General features: G+C 46.6%; 15 protein-coding genes and 1 riboswitch. Of the genes, 10 read left to right on the forward strand and 5 right to left on the reverse strand.

Features of this window, described 5'->3' with window-relative positions; genetic code table 11:
* Positions 1-23: 23 nt before the first annotated feature.
* Both BBEV_RS15065 and BBEV_RS15070 read right to left on the reverse strand, forming a co-directional pair.
* A complete protein-coding gene (locus BBEV_RS15065; protein ID WP_069366211.1) occupies positions 24-719 on the reverse strand; it encodes an L-ribulose-5-phosphate 4-epimerase in 696 nt (231 codons plus the stop codon).
* A gap of 146 nt (positions 720-865) precedes the next feature.
* Positions 866-2,236 carry an ABC transporter substrate-binding protein gene (locus BBEV_RS15070; protein WP_069366212.1) on the reverse strand — a complete coding sequence of 457 codons (1,371 nt, stop codon included), beginning with the start codon at positions 2,234-2,236 and terminating at the stop codon, positions 866-868.
* Positions 2,237-2,694: 458 nt separating this feature from the next.
* Between BBEV_RS15070 and BBEV_RS15075 the strand changes: the two genes are divergently transcribed.
* The 10 genes from BBEV_RS15075 to BBEV_RS15115 all read left to right on the forward strand — a co-directional run bounded on the left by BBEV_RS15075 (position 2,695) and on the right by BBEV_RS15115 (position 12,147).
* Complete coding sequence (locus tag BBEV_RS15075; RefSeq protein ID WP_069366213.1) at positions 2,695-3,618, forward strand: carbohydrate ABC transporter permease; 924 nt, start codon at positions 2,695-2,697, stop codon at positions 3,616-3,618.
* Positions 3,619-4,473 (forward strand): carbohydrate ABC transporter permease, encoded by an 855-nt coding sequence (locus tag BBEV_RS15080; RefSeq protein ID WP_069366214.1) that lies wholly within the window; start codon positions 3,619-3,621, stop codon positions 4,471-4,473. It abuts the gene before it with no gap.
* 25 nt (positions 4,474-4,498) lie between these two features.
* Positions 4,499-5,113: a YesL family protein gene (locus tag BBEV_RS15085; protein ID WP_069366215.1), complete on the forward strand. Its 615-nt coding sequence runs from the start codon at positions 4,499-4,501 to the stop codon at positions 5,111-5,113.
* Between the two features lie 13 nt (positions 5,114-5,126).
* Positions 5,127-6,635, forward strand: a complete 1,509-nt coding sequence (gene arfA, locus BBEV_RS15090; RefSeq protein ID WP_069366216.1) for an arabinosylfuranosidase ArfA — start codon at positions 5,127-5,129, stop codon at positions 6,633-6,635.
* 148 nt (positions 6,636-6,783) lie between these two features.
* Positions 6,784-6,934: riboswitch (molybdenum cofactor riboswitch) on the forward strand.
* 67 nt (positions 6,935-7,001) lie between these two features.
* Entirely contained in the window at positions 7,002-7,496 is a 495-nt protein-coding gene (gene modA, locus BBEV_RS17930) for a molybdate ABC transporter substrate-binding protein (RefSeq protein ID WP_084007423.1), read from the forward strand.
* The gene (modA, locus tag BBEV_RS17935; protein ID WP_198155019.1) at positions 7,486-7,791 is read left to right on the forward strand and encodes a molybdate ABC transporter substrate-binding protein; all 306 of its coding nucleotides are present in this window, start codon (positions 7,486-7,488) and stop codon (positions 7,789-7,791) included. The genes modA (BBEV_RS17930) and modA (BBEV_RS17935) overlap by 11 nt, the downstream gene beginning before the upstream one ends.
* Positions 7,788-8,459: a molybdate ABC transporter permease subunit gene (gene modB / locus BBEV_RS15100; RefSeq protein ID WP_069366217.1), complete on the forward strand. Its 672-nt coding sequence runs from the start codon at positions 7,788-7,790 to the stop codon at positions 8,457-8,459. The genes modA (BBEV_RS17935) and modB overlap by 4 nt, the downstream gene beginning before the upstream one ends.
* A gap of 5 nt (positions 8,460-8,464) precedes the next feature.
* The gene (locus BBEV_RS15105; protein ID WP_069366218.1) at positions 8,465-9,508 is read left to right on the forward strand and encodes a sulfate/molybdate ABC transporter ATP-binding protein; all 1,044 of its coding nucleotides are present in this window, start codon (positions 8,465-8,467) and stop codon (positions 9,506-9,508) included.
* Between the two features lie 118 nt (positions 9,509-9,626).
* Positions 9,627-9,998, forward strand: a complete 372-nt coding sequence (locus tag BBEV_RS15110) for an ArsR/SmtB family transcription factor (protein WP_069366219.1) — start codon at positions 9,627-9,629, stop codon at positions 9,996-9,998.
* Complete coding sequence (locus BBEV_RS15115; protein ID WP_084007425.1) at positions 9,991-12,147, forward strand: heavy metal translocating P-type ATPase; 2,157 nt, start codon at positions 9,991-9,993, stop codon at positions 12,145-12,147. The genes BBEV_RS15110 and BBEV_RS15115 overlap by 8 nt, the downstream gene beginning before the upstream one ends.
* Positions 12,148-12,290: 143 nt before the next feature.
* On the opposite strand, the gene BBEV_RS15120 is transcribed toward BBEV_RS15115, so the two are convergent.
* The 3 genes from BBEV_RS15120 to BBEV_RS15130 are packed head-to-tail and all read right to left on the reverse strand — an operon-like array spanning position 12,291 to position 17,284.
* Positions 12,291-15,437 carry a hypothetical protein gene (locus tag BBEV_RS15120; RefSeq protein ID WP_069366220.1) on the reverse strand — a complete coding sequence of 1,049 codons (3,147 nt, stop codon included), beginning with the start codon at positions 15,435-15,437 and terminating at the stop codon, positions 12,291-12,293.
* Positions 15,438-15,470: 33 nt separating this feature from the next.
* Positions 15,471-16,310 carry a carbohydrate ABC transporter permease gene (locus BBEV_RS15125; RefSeq protein ID WP_069366221.1) on the reverse strand — a complete coding sequence of 280 codons (840 nt, stop codon included), beginning with the start codon at positions 16,308-16,310 and terminating at the stop codon, positions 15,471-15,473.
* On the reverse strand, positions 16,310-17,284 hold the full coding sequence (locus tag BBEV_RS15130) for a carbohydrate ABC transporter permease (protein WP_069366222.1): 975 nt from the start codon (positions 17,282-17,284) through the stop codon (positions 16,310-16,312). The genes BBEV_RS15125 and BBEV_RS15130 overlap by 1 nt, the downstream gene beginning before the upstream one ends.
* Positions 17,285-17,290: the final 6 nt, after the last annotated feature.

The following is a 17,290-nucleotide window of genomic DNA, read 5'->3' on the forward strand; positions in this document are numbered from 1 at the left end:
GTCTTCCCTCCATTCCACCTGGATCATTGTCCATAGTAAGCATCTTTCCCGTGCTTACGTAAATAATGTTTATCCAATAAGCCCTGTTTCATTCGCGGCGCATCCGGTTGCAACTGATAACTGTACATCGCCATCTTTGCACACTCTTCGAGCACTACGGCATGATGCACCGCATCCGTTGCAGTCCCCCCCCAATTAAACGGGGCATGGCTATGCACCAACACACCCGGCATGGCCATAGGATCGATCTTACGTTCTCTAAATGTCTCCACTATGACCATTCCCGTTTCATATTCGTAGGCCGTTTTGATCTCCTGGTCCGTCATGTCCCGCGTACAAGGAATATCCCCATAAAAATAATCCGCCTGCGTAGTACCAAGCGCCGTCAGATCTTTTCCTGCCTGTGACCAACTCGTTGCATAAGGGGAATGGGTGTGGACGATACCGCCGATGTCATGAAAATGGTTATACAGGCAGACATGCGTCGGGGTATCGGATGAAGGCTTCAAATCGCCCTCCACAACTTCACCCTGAAGATTCACGACCACCATCTTTTCCGGGGTCAGACCCTTATAATCCACACCGCTCGGTTTGATCACCACGAGACCTAATTCCCGGTCAATGCCACTGACGTTTCCCCAGGTAAAGGTGACCAGTCCGTGCCCAGGTAACGCTTGATTCGCTTTACAAACCTCGCTTTTCAAATCCTGTAAATTCATGTATGCCACCTCGAATTATGACCTATGTTCTTAGCTTTGTTACTAAATCGTCTATGTAAAATAGACTTACTGCAGTATGTATAATTATCTCCTTAGACAACCGTTTACAGATAAACGGAAGCCTAAGGAGAATCATTCATGGATGATTAATCATCCATTCTAGGTCTGATGCTTTCTTCCGCCTGTTCAAGTGCTTCTTGTGGAGTTTGCGCTTGCTCCCGAATAACATTAAACATCACATTGGTATCTATTTCATCCAACACATCCGGCGTATTCGGCATGATATGGACACCTTCAACCTCATCCCGGATACCAAGCAGAATGTCAAAGATATCGTCATGGAAGTAATCATAGAATTCATTATCTGCCAATAATTCTTCATCATCCCAAACATCCCATCGTGGCGGGTCAAACCCTAATTCTGTCCACAAATTAATGTTTCCTTCGTAGGACATTTTCGCAAAATATAAAAACTCTTTTGCCAAATCCACGTTATCTGATTGACTCGTCACAGATGTACCAGTACCACCCATACCTACTGTTCTTGCATCCGATTCATCAAACACAGGCATTGGTCGAATCTCCATTTTCCCTGAAAGGTCCGGCATATCTGCCAAGAAACTTGACATGTAGAAGAGCGGCATTAAAGCAGAACCTGCACCACCGTTATTCATAAAGCCGAAATATTCTTCCGAATGATTATGCTCCCCCGGAGTTACTTGAGCAATCTCATGTTCATTAACAAGGTCTGAGACAAACTGCAGCGTTTCAATATTCATGTCATTTGCTAAAGTTAACTCTCCGTTTTCATCAAAAAAGTCGGAACCTCGCTGTGCAACAAACGGCCATAAACCATACCAGTTTGTCGAGATAGTTGTCATTGGAACATCTGCCTGTTCAACAACTTGCTGACCCGCTTCGATGTAGTCATCCCACGTAACGATCTCATCAATGTCTACTCCAGCCTCATCCATAATTTCCGTATTGTAATACATAACCGTTGCGCCTAAATGGGTTGGTGCTCCGTAATAAGTGTCATCCTGCCCATAGATATCAAGCCGCTCTGTAATAAAATTATCTAATTCATCATCGATTAAATCATTCAAAGGTTCTAATTGAACGTCCCCTAATAAAAAGTTCGGAAATCTCGCTATTTCAATATCAGCAAGGTCTGGAGCCCCTGAACCTGATTGCAAAGAGAGCAACAGATTGTTATGCATCTGATCAAATGGATAAACTTCAGCAGTCAGTTGAATGGGGTTATCTTCGTTTTCTTCGTTCCATCTTTCAGTAGCATTCTCAAAAAAAGTTGCATGTGTTTCAGCAAAAGTCCAAAAAGTCAGCTCAGTTGCTCCTTCAATATCTTCACCTGCAACAACAACTTCGTCAGCTTCCCCATCTGCTTCATTCCCGCCTTGATCCCCGTCAGCATTGCCTCCATTTTCATCATCGCCACCACAAGCAGCCAATAATACCATCGAGCCAACCACAGCAGAGTAATGCCAAAATCTTTTCATAAGTGATTCCTCCCTTTTTTGTTAACGCTTACACCGCAAGCGTTTTAACCTTTGACTCTCACTTGAATCTGAAACATGACTATTGCGAACTCTCGACACATTGAATAATTCAAGTGTTGGTTTTGATTATAATAAACATATACGTATAAGTCAACGGTTTTTATTTCTACCCATTTGTAAAAAATACTCTTTATTGATTGTATGAAAATGTCGTTATAACACAATATAAATAACGTTTTCTGACATATTAGCGGAGATTCAATATTACACTTGCACACGAAACTCATGTGTTATATAATCCATTCAAGAACATATACGTATAAGTTAATTCGTTTGTAATCGCTTCATTTTATTAAGGGGGTTTTGTTCGATGAAAGACAAGGTGCCATCTTGCTCTGACAGAAAGTTATGAACCGTAAATGAACTGATCCAGTCATTAAAATAAGGAGGCTTAATCCATGTCAACAAAATCTGAAAGAGTGTCGAAAAAGACCAGTCGGTCCAATATTTTGTATTCAAAAACATGGGCACCATACATTTTCGTTTCTCCTTTCATCCTTTCATTCCTATTATTATCACTTTATCCAATGATCAGTGCTCTTAACATGAGTTTTCAAAGAGTCGTCCCTGGCCAGGTTGAATATATAGGATTTTCCAATTACGAACGAGTTTTCAATCCCGTCTTTTATACGGCGTTGCAGAATACAACGATCTATGTGGTTTGGACGGTTGTCATTCTGACCATTATCCCGATGATCTTAGCTATCTTCTTAAATCATCGCTTAATCAAATTCACCAATTTCTTCAGAGCATCTATATTTATTCCGGCATTAACTTCCGTCATCGTTGCCGGTACAATCTTTCGAATGATTTTCGGTGAATCAGATGCCGCTTTCGCGAACCAATTTATTCAATTTTTTGGATTCGAGCCGGTTGAATGGAGGTACAGCGCTGGTACCGCAATGTTTTTGATGGTCGCATTAGCGTCCTGGAGATGGATGGGGGTTAATGTTCTTTACTACCTTGCTGCCCTGCAAAATGTCAGTAAAGATTTATACGAGGCTGCGGATATTGACGGTGCAAACGCGTGGCAGAAATTCAGAAACGTTACGTTCCCGGCAATCAAACCTATTTTCATTTTCCTCTCAACCATCACAACGATTAATGGGTTTCGCATGTTCGAAGAAAGTTTTGTTTTCTTTGAAACAACGTCACCCGGCAACATCGGCTTAACGATGGTCGGATATATCTACTCCGAAGGCATTCAGAGAAATGACATGGGCTTTGGTGCAGCAATCGGCATTGTTCTCCTCGGCATTATCTTCATTGTCAGTCTGATTCAATTGTACTTAACCGGTGCATTTAAAAAGGAGGATTCATAAATGAAGTTCTCGAATTTAAATGCTAAAGAAAAAACAGCATCTGTCGGACTTATTATTTTCTTTAGCTTAATTTCACTCGTCGCATTATTCCCGGTAATATCTTTGATCGTTGCATCATTCAGCCCTTCTTCTGATTTAATGCGATTCGGGCTGGCTCCGGAATTGTTTTTCTCAGCTTTCACAATGGAGAACTTCGACGTTTTATTCGGCGGAGAAGCTGGTGCATATTGGCGCTGGTACTTAAACAGTCTGATCATCTCCGGTGTATTGATTGTTATTTCACTGTTTTTCTCTTCACTCGTCGGCTACGCGCTGGCATTGTATGAGTTTAAGGGGAAACGATTCATCTTTATTCTCGTTTTGCTCATATTAATGATTCCATTCGAAATCCTGATGCTGCCACTTTATACGATGATGATCAACCTCAGACTCGTTGACACCTATTTTGGTGTCATGCTGCCACTGATTGTCGCTCCAATCACCGTGTTCTTTTTCAGACAGTATTGTCTGGGTCTCCCTAAAGAATTAATGGAGTCCGGAAGAGTAGATGGTTGTACTGAATTTGGGATTTACGCCAGGATCATGGCACCTTTGATGCTTCCTTCATTTGCCGCCATGGCCATTTTAACTGGTTTGATGAGCTGGAATAACTTTCTTTGGCCATTAATTGTGCTGCGTTCAAACGATATGTTTACACTTCCGGTTGGTTTGGCGACGCTTTTGACACCATACGGGAATAACTATGAAATTTTGTTCTCAGGTTCAGTCATGGCGATTATTCCGATCATCATTCTGTTCTTGTTCTTCCAACGTTTTTTCATTGCCGGACTCACTTCAGGTGGCGTAAAGGGTTAATTGTTCAGAATGACAGGAGGACATTATGATTGTATCTAAATTAGAAGAAGCATTTCGGTTTATCAGCAGGTTTGCTTTATTAAATCTCACCTGGCTTGGTTACACGCTCATCGGCGCAGTTATTCTTGGTTTATTCCCGTCAACTGTTGCCCTGTTTACGATGGTTCATCGCTGGATCAGTCAGGACGCGGAGTCACCAATCATCAAACCTTTCCACCAGACGTTTAAAAGCTATTTCTGGAAAGCCAATCTGGTTGGCTGGCTATTTACAGGGATCGGGGCTTTGCTTTATTTGAACTATCACCTGATTTCTTCATCAGAGGGAGCTGTCCCGTTACCTGTGACCATTTCATTTCTATTGATTATTGTCATCTACACCCTGCTGATTGTGTCACTCTTTCCGGTATGGGCGTATTATAAAGGCGGGGTTAAAAATGCCATCCTTCAGTCATTCCGGTTTGTTTTCGGGAGAGTTCATGTTGCCATCAGTTTTGCGATGATTGTTTGGGCAAGCCTCTATTTATCTCTGGCATTTCCTGCGTTTATTATCTTTTTCACCGGGAGTCTATTGGCATATATATTAATGTGGTTCTTTAATCGGACCATCTACAAATTACAACTCAAGGCAAATCTTTTATAAGAAGGTGGATCACATGAAAAAAGCTAATGTATTACTCGACAAAAGCGCCATCATTGGCAAGGTCGATCAACGGATATATGGTTCTTTTATCGAACACATGGGCCGGGCTGTATATGGCGGAATCTATGAACCTGGTCACCCTGAAGCAGATCAACAGGGATTCAGAAAAGATGTCATTTCCCTCATCAATCAATTGAACGTGCCCATCATTCGTTATCCCGGGGGAAACATGCTTTCAGCTTATAACTGGGAAGATGGCGTCGGATCAAAGGACGAACGCCCTCGCAGACTCGAATTGGCATGGCAAGTGATAGAAACCAATCAATTTGGAACGAATGAATTCATGGACTTTGCCAAAAAAGTCAATTCAGAAGTCATGATGGCCGTCAACCTTGGTACACGAGGGATTGATGCTGCAAGAAATTTAGTAGAATACTGCAATCACCCGAGTGGTTCCTACTGGAGTGATCAGCGAAGAGAACACGGCTATGAGGAACCTCATAAGATTAAGACGTGGTGCCTTGGAAATGAAATGGACGGAAGCTGGCAGATGGGACAGAAAACGGCAGAAGAATATGGCCGCCTCGCCGCCGAAACCGGAAAGGCCATGAAACAGGTAGATCCGGACATCGAACTGGTCTCCTGCGGCAGTTCCGGTTCAGGAATGCCTACATTCCCTGAATGGGAAGCAACGACGCTGAATCACACCTACGAATTGGCTGATTACGTCTCCCTTCATCAGTATTTCGGAAACCCGGATAATGACTCTCAAAATTACCTTGCCAGCACCATGGAACTCGATCATTTCATCAACACCGTCACATCGGTATGTGATTATATTAAAGCGAAGAAACGCAGCAAAAAAACGATGATGCTCAGCTTTGATGAGTGGAATGTCTGGTATCATTCTCATGAAGATGATAAAAACCTGGAAAAGTGGCAGATCGCTCCACCGCAATTGGAAGATCGTTATAATATGGAGGATGCACTGCTTGTTGGCGGCATTCTGATTACGTTCCTGAAACATGCGGATCGGATCAAAATGGCCTGTTTGGCTCAACTGGTTAACGTTATCGCACCAATAGTAACAGAGAGTGGCGGCGACGCCTGGAAGCAAACGATCTTTTATCCATACATGCACGCTTCATTGTACGGTAAAGGGTCTTCTTTACAGACGATTGCTTCTATGCCTAAATTCGACACCAAGGATTTTACCGATGTGCCTTATGCAGACACGGCCGTTACGTATGATGAGGAATCCGAAGAACTTACGATTTTTGCATTGAACAGGCATCTCCAGGAAGACGTTCTGGTTCAATTTTCAATGAAAGATTTTAAGTCTTTTAAAGTCATCGAACACATCGTCCTTGAGAATCCTGATCTCAAATTGACGAACACTGCTTTAAAACAAAATGTAGCGCCACATCATTCAGGTGAAAACCATTGGGAAAACGATGAGCTTCAGGTGAAATTAAACAAAACATCCTGGAATGTTATTCGTTTGAAAAAGCAGTCGTCATAATTCTCCATTTTTGATGAGCACTGACCTGTGTGTGAAAAGTATCAATATTCAAGAAGACAACTGACCGACTCTCAAATAACCTCAGTCTGTAGCAATCCGTTTTTGTCATAAAATCTTCTTTTGTATGTTTCAACTGATTTGCAGTATAATGAAAGCATGTCTCCGAGTCCGTTTCACCTGTGGCCGTTTCCGCTATGGTGAACGGACCTGAGTGATTCGGTCAACCGGATCATTCACGGGGTTCGAGGCGGAAACGCGCGGACCTTCCTTTGTTGTAAAGGAGGCGCTTCATTGATGCAGTCAATCAAGAGGCGCGGGTTCTTTACCGCGCCTCTTTTTGTATAGTAACCTGGGGGGGGAATTTTCATGTTCATCAAAACAGGTCTTTTGTTATCTTTTCTATCCATCCTGATATTCGGAACCGCATGCAACTCTGAGAATGCCAGTGATGACACTGTCAAACTCTCCATTGCCGCAGCTTCCGATTTGGGGCCCGCTTTCAATGCCTTAAAAGACGATTATGAAGAGGAGCGTGGTGTGGAACTGTCGTTTTCGTTCGGCTCGACCGGACAACTGGCTGATCAAATTGAAAATGGTGCACCATTCGACGTATTCGCCTCGGCGAATGTGTCCTTTATCGATCGACTGATTGAAACAGACGACATCATTGAAACGTCTGCCACACCTTATGCATTTGGCAGAATCGGTTTAATGATGAACAGTGAAAATGAAGGGCTTGCTGAAACCATGGAGGATCTAAGGTCACCGGATATCGGCCGGATATCGATTGCCAACCCCGCTCACGCGCCATACGGAATGGCCGCAGAAGAAGCGCTTTTTTTCCAGTGGTTTGCACGATGATGTAAAAGACAAGCTTGTCTATGGCCGTAATATCACCGACGCATTTGTTCAAATTGAAACCGGCAATGCGGAAGTCGGCATCATTGCCTACTCATTAGGCATTGCCAATGAAGAGGACTATCATTTTGTATTACTCGATGAAGAACTCCATGATCCGATTGAACAGGTCATCGGTGTCGTCAGTTATTCCGATCATACCGATGAAGGCCAGGCTTTTATTGATTTCATAACAACGGGTTCAGGCAAAGAGGTTATGGAGAATTACGGCTTCATTGTGCCAGAAGAGTTATCATGATGGATATTTCCTTATTCCCATTATTCCTCTCACTTCGTGTCGCATTGACGGCGACGTTTCTGGCGATTCTGATCGGCATTCCCATCGCTTATTATTTACATAAAACCGATACACGGTTCAGCACACTGATCGATACATTGATCACGCTGCCAATCGTCCTCCCGCCCACCGTTCTCGGCTATTACCTGCTCGTGCTGCTCGGACGCAACAGCGGCATCGGACGCTTTCTTGAAGATCATTTCGGTATCACGATTGCCTTCACGCCTGCAGGAGCTGTCGTTGCGGCCCTCGTCGTATCGATTCCATTTATGATCAAATCGGCAAAAACGGCCTTCAGTTCTGTTGGTGAAGATGTCCTTCATTCTGCCGCGATTCTCGGGCGATCCCGTATCAATATTTTTCTCACGATCACCATTCCGCTTGCCTGGCGGGGGATCGTTGCCGGCATGACCATGACATTTGCCAGAGCCTTGGGCGATTTCGGCGCAACGCTGATGATCGCCGGGAGTATACCCAATGAGACGATGACCATGCCCATTGCGATCTACGACGCACTCCTCGCAGGGGACCGGGTCATGGCAAACACACTGGTCGCCATTATGACCATCGTTGCCGTCACCATCCTCTATACCATTAACCGTTTGGAAAAACGGGTCATTCAAGGGTGAATGCCATGCTGGACGTACAAATTCATAAACAGTTCCCGGAATTCACACTCGACATTGCCTTCTCTGTTAAGCCAGGACTGACGGGGATACTCGGTCCTTCCGGCTGCGGAAAAAGCCTAACCTTACAGGCACTTGCCGGTGTTTTAAAACCGGATAATGGGAAGATCATCATGGACGGCGAAACCTGGTATGACAGTCAGCGGAAAATTCACCTTTCCCCGCAGCAACGACAGACCGGTTACGTTTTTCAAAGCTATGCCCTCTTCCCACACTTGACTGTCGCAGAGAATATCGCGTACGGCTTGAAAGGTCGGCCAAGAGAAGAAATCCGAAGTTCAGTCAGCGACTGGCTCGACCTGATCAAGCTGAGGGGGTTTGGTCAACGCTACCCCGGACAATTATCAGGTGGCCAAAAGCAGCGGGTAGCGCTTGCCCGGTCGATGATCACCGAACCGAAGCTTCTGCTTCTGGATGAACCTTTTTCAGCACTCGATCAGCACATCCGCCGCCAGCTCGAGGAAGATATGCTGCGACTTTTGGGTGAACACTACAACGGAATTGCACTGCTTGTGACCCACAACATCGAAGAAGCCTACCGGCTTGGTGAAAATGGGATGCTCTTCTCTGAAGGAAAAGTACTTCAGCAAGGAGACCGCAGCGACGTTCTCACCCGTCCAAAATCCATTGCCGCTGCAGAAATTCTCGGGATCGAAAATATATTTCCTAGCGAATTCCTGCAGGTCGAAGCGCCAGGAGCCCTGAGCATCGGGGAGGCTGCATTTACTTCGCCCAAAGATCACGCCTCTCCACAAGGAATCGCCGTTCATGCCCACCACCTCCGCATCCTGCGAGAGACGGAAACGAATCTCCCCAATCAATTTACCGCAACGGTTGAACGCATCATCCCCGGCGTTCGCCAGGGCATGATCCACGTGACAATCGGCGGGGTAAGCTGGCGGATTGTCGCAGAAGATACCTCCCGCTATCAGTCAGGTGATACCTTAACCATTCATATTCCGCAAGATGCCCTTATTCCTCTTGCACCTTAAACGATCGACACCCGCGATGGCGGGTGTCTTTTTCATTCAAATCATTGCTTGAATGTATCCCCTTCCCCATGCTATAGTTTAATCAAATGAAAATTTGAATGAGTGGAGGAAGATGAACATGACTCAACTGGATACCTGCGAGATCTACCAATACGATCAGGAAAAGGTCAGCGCCGCAAAAAAAGCCTTGGCGCAGTCCCCTATACAATTCGCCGCGAACCTCTTTAAAGCATTAGGTGAAGAGAACCGGGCAAAAATTGCCTATGCGCTCTGTCATAATGATGAGCTCTGCGTCTGTGACCTGGCGAATATTATCGACGCTACAGTCGCCACAACTTCTCATCACTTAAGAACGTTGTATAAACAGGATATCGTCAAATTCCGCAAAGAAGGAAAGCTCGCCTTCTACTCGTTGGATGACGACCACATCCGACAGCTTGTGATGACTGCTCTTGAACATGCCAAAGAAGGGGTGAACGCTCATGGGTGAACCAAGACTTGATAACACTGCAAAATCTGTTCAGATAAGCCATGCCACTTATCGTATCGAAGGATTATCCTGAGCGATTTGTGCCGAAACGTTCGAAAAGAACGTGAGACACCTGGAGGGTGTCTCTGATGCGAAAGTGAATTTTGGAGCAGCAAAATTAACCGTATCCGGTGAAGCAACCATCGATGAACTTGAAAAAGCAGGGGCATTCGAAGGGATCCGCGTCCGCCCGGAACACGGTCAACCAGAAACACCGGTTTCATTTTGGAAGCAAAAAGCAAACTGGAATGTGTACGCGTCGATTGTTTTACTGATCACTTCCCTTCTGTTTGCCGGAGTCGCAGGTATGGATCACCCCGCCACTACCATTGGCTTTTTGCTGGCCATCATCCTAGGCGGCTACTCCCTTTTTCAAAAAGGCTTCAGAAACCTTGCAACCTTCACTTTTGATATGAACACGCTCATGACCATTGCTGTCATTGGCGCAGCTCTCATTGGTGAGTGGGTGGAAGGTGCTGTGGTTGTCATTTTGTTTGCCATCAGTGAGGCCCTTGAACGTTTTTCCATGGACAAAGCCCGGCAATCAATCTCATCACTCATGGCTATTGCGCCAAAAGAAGCACTCATTAAACGTCATGGTGAAGAACGGTCTGTTCACGTGTCGGATATTCAAATCGGTGACGTGATGATCGTCAAACCTGGACAAAAGCTTGCCATGGATGGCGTTGTAATAAGCGGGCTCTCCACAATCAATCAGGCCGCGATCACCGGGGAAAGTGTCCCGGTCACAAAAGACATCGCAGATGAGGTCTTTGCCGGCACACTCAATGAGGAAGGGTTCCTGGAAGTCGAGGTGACCAAGCGGGCAGAAGACACAACCATCGCAAAAATTATTCACCTGGTAGAAGAAGCACAGGCCGAGAAAGCACCGTCTCAAAAATTTGTAGACCGCTTTGCGGCCTATTACACACCAGCTGTGATTGTTCTTGCGATTCTCGTCATGACCGTTCCCCCGCTTACAATGGGGGCTCCTTGGGACCAGTGGATTTACCTCGGCCTCGCCACATTAGTGGTAGGATGTCCATGTGCGCTCGTGATATCGACACCCATTGCTGTCGTCACGGCCATCGGGAATGCAGCAAGAAACGGCGTTTTGATCAAAGGCGGAATCCACTTGGAGGAAGCAGGTGGTCTGAAGGCGATTGCGTTCGATAAGACCGGTACATTGACGATGGGCACACCTGCCGTCACCGATATCATCACCTTCAGCCGTGCTGAACACGATTTGCTCTCGCTTGCGGCTTCGTTGGAAAAAAGCTCGCAGCATCCACTTGCTTCAGCCATTATGCGAAAAGCAAAAGACGAACAGATCGCCATCCAGGACGTGTTTGAGTTTCAATCGATCACCGGCAAGGGTGTCGCCGCCCGCATCGACGATGTCCGTTACTATGCCGGCAGCCCTGATTTATTTACAGAGTTGAACATCGAGCTGACCGCTTCTTCCGCAGAAATGATTGATCAGCTTCAGACAGACGGAAAAACCGTCATGGTCTTTGGAACCGATCTGGGGATTGAAGGACTCATTGCTGCAGCAGATGAAGTAAGGCCTGTTGCGAAAAGCGTCATACGTGACTTAAACCAGATGGGGATCGACACCGTGATGTTAACCGGTGACAACGAGCGAACCGCCACAGCAATCGGAAAGCAGGCAGGCGTTACAGAAGTGGAATCAAAACTTCTGCCGGAAGATAAACTGAATCACATTCACAGACTCCGTGAAGGAAAGAAACACATTGCCATGGTGGGTGACGGCGTCAACGACGCACCTGCACTCGCAGCAGCGAATTTAGGAATTGCCATGGGCGGGGCCGGGACGGATACAGCTCTTGAAACGGCAGACATCGCGCTCATGTCTGATGATCTGTCGAAACTGCCCTACACCGTTTCCTTAAGCCGAAAAGCTCTGCGCATCATCAAACAGAACATCTCATTTTCCCTTGGGCTGAAGGCACTGGCTCTGCTCCTGGTGATTCCCGGCTGGCTCACATTATGGATTGCCATTCTGGCAGATATGGGCGCCACCCTGCTCGTCACGGCCAACAGTCTCCGTCTCATGCGAAACGACAAGAAGCACCCCGACCATTACTGATGGTTGAGGTGCTTGTTTCTGTTATTCGCAAAAGCCTTAGTTGCACGTATACTTCAATCCTTTAACAAACGTATACATTCCTATGAAGTGTAAAAAGAAGGCTGATAAACTCAGCCTTCCCGTAAACAAACATCGTATTTGCATTAAGCCAATTGAACCGAAATCGCGCTCACTTCACCATTTCGAATTGCTTCTGCCCGTTTTCCGAGCACTTCATCAGCCTGACATTCTTCCGTTCCAGCATCCAGATACGTCAGTGAATACGATACCGGCTTCACGGCATTTTCACCGAAAGTACTTCGCTGATCCGGGTTATGATATGTTACTTCGCAGCCCTTGAACAATTGGAATGATACTGTGTTTTGATCAGTAAAGAAATCTGCAGGGAGTGCCGGGTTCAACTGAAACTTCAATTGCCCTTCTGCAACCGTAAACGGCTTCGACGCTCCCATCATGACAAGCCACATTTGCAGAAATTCAACCGTAGAGCCGCTCAACCGTGCCACAAAGCCACGCCCGTGAACAGTTGCATCCGGGTTTGCAGAACTTGCGATGAACGATGAATTCTCCAGTGTGCTGCGCCCGTACATTTCCGGATCGAGAAACGGAATCAGTGCCTGATGAATATCCTGGTAGAAGTCTTCATAGAGTCCGCTTTTCAAGGTTTCCAAATGATACTTATAAGCCATATGCAAAAAGATCGACTCATTCTCGAGCCAGCCCGGGGTAAAGGCTTTCGCCCGGCCGATGTCACTCGTTTCATCTTTGATCGGCATCGACGTCTTATACATGTTCAACTTCTGATCAAACAGGTTCGATGACTTGACCTGATCATACAACTGCTTCGCACCTGCCGGATCAGATACCTTCATCTTTTTGACAATGCCTTCTAGAAATGGTGTCACTGCCACCGGCTTTAATGCCAGCTCTGAGAAGTCACCATTCTCAGGCAGTTCGCCGTCCAATTCGAAATAGACATACGTCGGAATCAATTCACCGTAGTCATTTACAGCGTCCACGCTCTTCTTGGTCAGCTTTCGAAAAGCAGTAACGGCCTGACGAACCGCGTTCACATTCAGGACACCTTCCGTCACCGGTCCTTCGGGGAGTTTACTTCGGAATGCTTCACGAACCTGTGCCCGCTCGTCCCACTCTTTTATTTCGTCTGCTGCAGGCGCCTCAATGACGCGGGTCAATGCTTTGATCATGACGACCGCTTCCACCGGTAAGTGTGCTTCACGCGCACCGTTTTTTTCAAGAAGATTCAACAGTCGCTTCAATTCCATCAGCTCAGACGTGCTTGCACCAAGCAGTCCTGGCAGCCCGTTTAAGGAGTCGTTCCACCCAGGCTTCCCGGCTTCCATTTCAATACCCAATCCAAATGGCGCAATGGCTGCGGTTTTCGTTGCCGCGAGTAAGAGCAATTTTGAAAACAGGTTCGTTTCATAGCGCTCACCAGAGGCGTCCGTAAGCCATAATGATTGTTCTCCCCGCTTTTGTGCGGCGAGCATTTCTTCATCTTCCTCAATCGCATCGTATTGACGCAGTCCCTTCCCGTCAACCATACGATACGTAACCTGACGTGGTAAAATCCTGGCAGGACTGTGATAGAACGGGTAGTTTTTCGTTGTGAAAAATGCTTCTGCCTGGTCCGGATAAACACCAAGGAAGCTGTCGATAAGATCAAGATTATACGTCCAATGATCAACCCAGAACCCTTCACCGTGATCCGCATCAATGGATTCCAGGCTGTTCTTCAAGACGTCCTGTAACAAGACTTCAAAGTCTTCTCTCAGTGTAATGCCTTGATCTTCAATGGCATGAAGCAACTCCCCAGGGGTAAAGCGATCCGTAAAGAAAGGCTCCAGTTTCTTCGCATCGTCATGATCCATTGCCTTTCGGAGCACTTCAGGAAGGTTCTTCCCTGCTTTGAATGTCGTGCCTTTAACCACCAATGGGTTATAGCCATCAAGCTGAATCAGACTCATAAACTGCCGGACGTTGCTGTCATGCACCCGCGGTTCGAACAAAACATCACACCGCCGGTTCTGATTCACGTCCCGGTAGTTGCCGTTCCCTTGAGAATAGAATGTCGGGCTGATGGAGAAAAAGTTGTAATCCCGCTCCAGGTCGCCGTGTTTTCGGGAATACAGATAGAAAACCTGTCCCGGATCCTGTCCGTATGCTTTCGGAAACCCGCCACGAAGGCCATTATCGAGGTAGTTCTGACGCGCATAGCTGTCGAAAACCGGATACGCCGTCTCGCAGGCCACTGCGTTTGTCAGTTCATCCGTCACCTGAACCGCCTGTTCTTTTTTCGCCAGCATGGCATCCTTTGTAAACAGGTTCTCAACAAATGTGGCGACTTCTCCTTTATGACGGCCATGGCCGATCAGAGTGAGTATCGTTACCGCTTCACCTGGTTCGAGCGTTGTCTGTACCGGTGTGAATCCGCAGGCTACCCGGTTGGTGGTTTGCTGCGTTGATACGGATTGACGCTCGATTCCATTTTCGATGAAACCTTTCGGCACCTGTAAGGACGTGTCCATGCCAAAGACCGTTGACGGATCGGTAACCGGTGCCACGCGCTCTTCCTGGCCGTGATTCACAACCATGGATGCGTAGAAGTTTCCTTCATGAATCTCTTTGACCTCAGCCGTGTCACCCATACTGCCTCTCAGCGTATAAAAGGCAACGTCTGCTGCTGCTTCCTCCACATCAAACCAGCTTTTCAATGTGTTTCCGAGTTCTTTGTATGCGGCATTACTGACGCCGCTCGGCATCACTTTTGGCATCCCGTCAAGGAGTTCAATCTGTTGCGGAGCGTCCGTGATGTTTTTAATCGTCACATGCCGGATCAGGCCGCCAACCGCTTCGCCAGGGATCGTGACATAATCCACATCCATGTCAATCCCTGCTGTTTTATGCTGGTAGCGAAGTGACAACGCATTTTCCTGTACGCGCATGGATTCAGTCACAACCGGGTTACTGGATTCCGTTGCGGAAAATGGCTCCACAAAAAACGCGCCTGATTCACCGTTAATCTTCAAAAACGTACGAAAACCCTGCTGATAAATGGTTTGATACGTTTTATCAGCGGGGTGGAATTCCATAATGGCATGGTCCTTATCCTGAATCCCGAAGGAAGCAATTCCCTGTCCGCGATTCACATAAAATGCCCACACTGGAATGCCTTTCTCCCCGGCAATGCCGGGGAGAAAGCTTGAAAAGGGGGCTTTATTCTGAAAGTCATCCACTTGGAATGACCTGTCCAGATTCAGTCGGTACATAATCAAATCGTCCTTTCCATCCAGAAAATCAAGTTAACTTTTGACAGCGCCGTCTGCAATACTTCTGATGAAGAGTTTGTTAAACATCAGGAATACAACAACCAGCGGCACGGTAGCCCAGAAGGTACCGGAGAGAATCATCCCGAAGTCACGGCTTCGGTCATCCATAAGAGACCGGAGTGCAACCTGAATCGTCTGGCTGGACTGGTCCTGCAGAACAACGAGCGGCCAGAGGTAGTCACCCCAAACGAACATGAATACGATGATACCAAGTGTCGCAAAGGCCGGCAGAATAACCGGTACAACGATGTTCCAGTAAATCCGGAAGTTTGAACATCCGTCGATGCGTGCAGCCTCAATAATTTCATCAGGTACAGCACTGGCGACATATTGTCTCATCCAGAAGATCCCGAATGCGTTCATCAGACCTGGAACAATAATGGCCCGAAGATCACTTAACCAGCCGAGCTCGGTGATGATGAAGTACGTTGGGATCAGCCCAAGCTGTGGCGGTATCATCATCGTACCGAGAATAAAGATGAACAGTACAGTCCGACCCGGAAATTGCAGTTTTGCAAAGGCAAAACCGGCGATCGAGGTTAAGAGCAATACACCAACTGTTATAGACGTTGCGACGATCAATGAATTCAACATCGTTTGAAAGAACGGAATGCTGTTTAATACGTTTTGAAAGTTGATGACAAGCTGGTCACCTGGAAACATGACAGGTGGTGTACGGTTGATCATTTCGTTTGAGTTGGTTGCCATGACAAACATCCAGTAGAAAGGGAACAGGGATGCGAGCGAAACAATCGTCAAACCAATGTATAATAGGATTTTCGCGATGACGGTCTTTTGCGTTTCTGACTTCATTATTTCACACCTACCTTCTTCGACTGGCCAATCCGGTTGGCGAAGTACATATTCGAGATGGACATCACAATGATGATGAAGAAGAGCACGATAGCCGTTGCAGATGCCGTTCCGAAGAAGTTACTGACGAAGGCGTCACGGTAGAGATACAACACAACGGTAATCCCTTCTGTTCGCCCCGCTCTTCCCTGGAAGATGTGAGGCTCGGCGAAAACCTGAAGTGCACCGATCGTAGCTGTGAACACCGTGAAAATGATGAACGGCTTCAACATCGGGATCGTCACATACCAGATTTGCTGACGGACAGAAGCGCCGTCAATCTTTGCGGCTTCATACAAATCGTTCGGAATACTCTGCATACCTGCCAGATAAATAATCATGTTATACCCGACCCAGCGCCAGAAAATCATCGTTGCAATGGCAAACTTGGTTCCCCATTCAGAACGGGTCCACGTAACCGGATCAGCACCAAACATGCCGATGAAGGAGTTCACGAGGCCTGATGCCTGGTTACTGAAGATGACACTGAACACGATCGCTACGGCTACGATGGACGTGACGTAAGGCAAAAAGATCGCAAGACGGAAAGCACTTTTCGCTTTGATCAAAACGGAGTTCAGGGCGAAGGCCAACAGCAGTGCTGCAAGAAGCTGCGGGGCTGTCCCCATCAAACCGATGATGATCGTGTTATACAAGGATTTCCAAAAAAGCGGATCATTAAAAATGATGATGAAGTTATTAAACCCGACGTATTCCATCGGACCGAGACCGTCCCAGCGGAAGAACGCCAGATAAAAACTGAACAGGATCGGGAACAACCCGAAAACCGCAAACAAGAAATAGAATGGTGAAATAAACAGGTAACCGGATGCCATGTTCTTTTGCCTCTGTGAAAACTTACGACGCTTCGGCTCTTTCGGCGCCGTTGGCTCTCTGTCTTTTAACTCTTTGAAGCCCTCATTGGAATCAGACATATGAAT

This window comes from Salisediminibacterium beveridgei (assembly GCF_001721685.1).
GTDB lineage: Bacteria > Bacillota > Bacilli > Bacillales > Salisediminibacteriaceae > Salisediminibacterium > Salisediminibacterium beveridgei.